1 tRNA gene and 2 rRNA genes are annotated in these 3,734 nt (G+C 51.0%); all 3 read right to left on the bottom strand.

Annotated elements, in window-relative coordinates:
- Position 1 precedes the first annotated feature (1 nt).
- The 3 genes from BLQ98_RS17860 to BLQ98_RS17850 all read right to left on the bottom strand — a co-directional run bounded on the left by BLQ98_RS17860 (position 2) and on the right by BLQ98_RS17850 (position 3,325).
- Positions 2 to 78, bottom strand: a tRNA-Met gene (locus BLQ98_RS17860).
- A 75-nt stretch (positions 79 to 153) separates the two neighbouring features.
- A 5S ribosomal RNA gene (gene rrf / locus BLQ98_RS17855) occupies positions 154 to 268 on the bottom strand.
- 183 nt (positions 269 to 451) lie between these two features.
- Positions 452 to 3,325 (bottom strand): 23S ribosomal RNA (locus BLQ98_RS17850).
- Positions 3,326 to 3,734 lie beyond the last annotated feature (409 nt).

The following is a 3,734-nucleotide window of genomic DNA, read 5'->3' as shown; positions in this document are numbered from 1 at the left end:
TTGGTTGCGGGAGTAGGATTTGAACCTACGACCTTCAGGTTATGAGCCTGACGAGCTACCGGGCTGCTCCATCCCGCGCCGGGGGCCAATGTTTGTGTATTGGCTTATTATTTTGTCATCGCAGAGAGATACTAAATTTAGAGGTTTTGCTAGGTTTGGCGGTGACCTACTCTCCCACGTCTTAAGACGCAGTACCATTGGCGCAGTAGCACTTAACTGCCGAGTTCGGGATGGGATCGGGTGTTTTGCTTACGCTATGACCACCAAACCGAGTAAAACCTCTATGTTGTTGCTTTTGCCATTGGCAAAAGAGCAACAAGCGGGAGAGAGCGTATCCAAAGGATGCGCGTTCCCGCCTCCTCACCGTTCTGGGTAAGGATTTGTCCAAGTCAGTACGACTGATTGTATGTGTATGCTTTTGTCACAGTATGAAGTCTTTCTTCTACTGGATCAAATCAAGCCTATCGAGCAATTAGTACCAGTCAACTGAACGTATTACTACGCTTACATCTCTGGCCTATCGACGAGGTGGTCTACCTCGGCTCTCAGGGATACCTTGTTTTGAGGGGGGCTTCCCGCTTAGATGCCTTCAGCGGTTATCCTGTCCGATCATAGCTACCCAGCACTGCTATTGGCATAACAACTGGTCCACCAGTGGATCGTTCACCCCGGTCCTCTCGTACTAGGGGCAACTCCTCTCAAGTATCCTACACCCACGGAAGATAGGGACCGAACTGTCTCACGACGTTCTAAACCCAGCTCACGTACCTCTTTAAACGGCGAACAGCCGTACCCTTGGGACCTGCTCCAGCCCCAGGATGAGATGAGCCGACATCGAGGTGCCAAACACTGCCGTCGATATGGACTCTTGGGCAGTATCAGCCTGTTATCCCCGGCGTACCTTTTATCCGTTGAGCGATGGCCCTCCCACTTGGGACCACCGGATCACTATGGCCGTCTTTCGACTCTGCTCGACTTGTCAGTCTCGCAGTCAGGCTGGCTTCTGCCATTGCACTCAACGAGCGATTTCCGACCGCTCTGAGCCAACCTTCGCGCGCCTCCGTTACGATTTAGGAGGCGACCGCCCCAGTCAAACTACCCACCACACAGGGTCCCGGATCCGGATAACGGACCGCGGTTAGACATCAAGCAGAACAAGGGTGGTATCTCAAGGGAGGCTCCACGCAGACTGGCGTCCACGCTTCAAAGCCCACCACCTATCCTGCACATGTTCGGCCTAATGCCAGTGTGAAGTTGTAGTAAAGGTGCACGGGGTCTTTCCGTCTAACCGCGGGTAACCGGCATCTTGACCGGTAATTCAATTTCGCTGAGTCTATGTTGGAGACAGCGGGGAAGTCGTTACGCCATTCGTGCAGGTCGGAACTTACCCGACAAGGAATTTCGCTACCTTAGGACCGTTATAGTTACGGCCGCCGTTTACCTGGGCTTCAATTCAGAGCTCTCACCCCTCCTTTTAACCTTCAGGCACCGGGCAGGCGTCAGACCCTATACGTCGTCTTACGACTTCGCAGAGCCCTGTGTTTTTAATAAACAGTCGCCACCCCCTGGTTTGTGCCCCCAGCCTCTAGTTGCCTAGAAACCGGGCCTCCTTCTCGCGAACTTACGGAGGTATTTTGCCGAGTTCCTTCAACATAGTTCTCTCAAGCGCCTTGGTATTCTCTACCTATCCACCTGTGTCGGTTTAGGGTACGATCTAGCGATGGAGCTATTTCCAGGGACCTCTAAGCAGCCCATTCAATCCGATAAGGATGAACTACCCTCGAGATCCGTCACTTCCATCTGGCCCAGGAATATTAACCTGGTTCCCATCGACTACGCCTTTCGGCCTCGCCTTAGGGGTCGGCTTACCCTGCTCAGATTAGCTTTAAGCAGGAACCCTTGGATTTTCGGCGAGAGTGTCTCTCACACTCTTTGTCGCTACTCATGTCATCATTCTCACTAGTGATCTCTCCACGGGATCCCTCACAGGCCCGCTTCACAGAAAGCTCCGCGTCTCCAATACCCCGAAGGGCTAAGGAGACATGGAACTATGTCACACTACGCTCTGCTACCATGCAATAAATGCATCCTAAGCTTCGGCTCATGGCTTGAGCCCCGTTACATCTTCGCCGCAAGACAACTTATTTAGACCAGTGAGCTGTTACGCTATCTTTAAAGGATGGCTGCTTCTAAGCCAACCTCCTGGTTGTTTTGGTCGTCTCACCTGCTTTCCCACTTAGCCATGAATTAGGGGCCTTAGCTGTAGGTCAGGGTTGTTTCCCTCTTCACAACGGACGTTAGCATCCGCTGTGTGTCTGCCATCTAGTACTCCTCGGTATTCGGAGTTTGGTTAGGATCAGTAAGCCTGTGGGGCCCCATTACCCATCCAGTGCTCTACCCCCGAGGGTATTCGGATGACGCTCTACCTAAATAGATTTCGCAGAGAACCAGCTATCTCCGAGTTTGATTGGCCTTTCACCCCTAGGCACAGCTCATCCCGATCCTTTTCAACGGATGTGGGTTCGGTCCTCCAATAAGTGTTACCTTATCTTCAACCTGGCCATGCCTAGATCACTCGGTTTCGGGTCTGATCCCACAAACTCAACGCCCTATTAAGACTCGCTTTCGCTGCGCCTACACCTAACGGCTTAAGCTTGCTTGTGAGACCAAGTCGATGACCCATTATACAAAAGGTACGCTGTCAGGACGTAAAGTCCCTCCAACTGATTGTAGGCGTTCGGTTTCAGGTACTGTTTCACTCCCCTCGTCGGGGTGCTTTTCACCTTTCCCTCACGGTACTGGTTCACTATCGGTCAGTAAGGAGTACTTAGCCTTCGAAGGTGGTCCTCCGATCTTCAGACAGAATTTCACGTGTTCCGCCCTACTTAATACGTCCTCTCATGCTTCTTATACGGGACTATCACCCACTTTGGTTGCGCATTCCAACGCATTCTAACCACAATTGAGGCTCGGCTGGTCCCCGTTCGCTCGCCGCTACTAGGGGAGTATCAATTGATTTCCTTTCCTCCGGGTACTTAGATGTTTCAGTTCCCCGGGTTTGCTTTTATAAACCTATGTATTCAGTCTATAAATACCTGGTTTACCGCATTATTTTGTCCTACCGCCTATTCGGCTACTTGAGGACGAACCCCAAACAACTTCCAACTAGGTAGAATAAATAACACAGTATCAGGTGGGTTGCCCCATTCAGAAATCCATGGATCAAAGCTTATTCTCAGCTCCCCATGGCTTATCGCAGAGTATCACGTCTTTCATCGCCTCTTACTGCCAAGGCATTCACCAAACGCCCTTTTCGCGCTTGATTTGATCCAGAAAAAGAAAGACTGATTTAATGTCCTACCGCCTATTCGGCTACTTGAGGATAATTTAGACCCTCAAACGGCCGGTAGAGTGCAGGACGTCAGCCCAACGCGGGAGACAGAAGCTGGTAAGAAACTGTCTTCCCTTATTCCAGATCAAAAGCATACTTTTTTACCCGCCCAATCACTGTAGATTGGACAGCGAGCAGTGCATCTAGCCTACCTTCCGTGCAGGAAGTAGGCGTCACTACTCTGGTTAGTGTACTTGACTTGGACAACACGTCTCTTTCAGTCGCGATACGCCTAATAGACCGAGGAAACAGTCCGTTAAACGCCGGCTTCCTAAGAAGCAGCAACCGAGATCAACACCTAACGCGGTGCGATCAGATCGTGTTGTTTGTTACTTTAAGATTG

Origin of the sequence: Sulfitobacter litoralis (genome assembly GCF_900103185.1) — a bacterium.
Lineage (GTDB): Bacteria > Pseudomonadota > Alphaproteobacteria > Rhodobacterales > Rhodobacteraceae > Sulfitobacter > Sulfitobacter litoralis.
This window is presented reverse-complemented; position numbering and strand designations above follow the sequence as displayed.